This window comes from Bradyrhizobium sp. LeoA1Lang, from assembly GCF_055413685.1.
On record NZ_JBVAPG010000606.1, the window covers coordinates 1 to 255 of the forward strand.

1 protein-coding gene is annotated in these 255 nt (G+C 61.2%); it reads right to left on the reverse strand.

The annotated features are described in order from the left end of the window. Positions 1–255, reverse strand: a 255-nt coding sequence (locus ACZYOF_RS44685; protein WP_463719711.1) for a transposase, incomplete at both ends; no start/stop codon positions are given.

Below are 255 nucleotides of genomic sequence, written 5' to 3' on the forward strand. Positions count from 1 at the left end.
GCTTGCGGAACGTAAGCCACGATCCCATCCTCCTCGCAGGCCTTGAGCGCGTTGCCGTTGTAATAGCCGGTGTCGGCCAGCGCCGTTAAGGTCTCGACGCCGAGTGCGTCCTTCGCGGCCTTGGCCACCTCGTGAAGCTGGCCGGTGTCGTTGCCGTCATTGACGACCTCGCTTGCCACGATCAGCTTATGTTTGTCATCGACGGCGATCTGGACGTTGTAGCCCGCCACCACTTGACCGTTCTTCGACAACAGC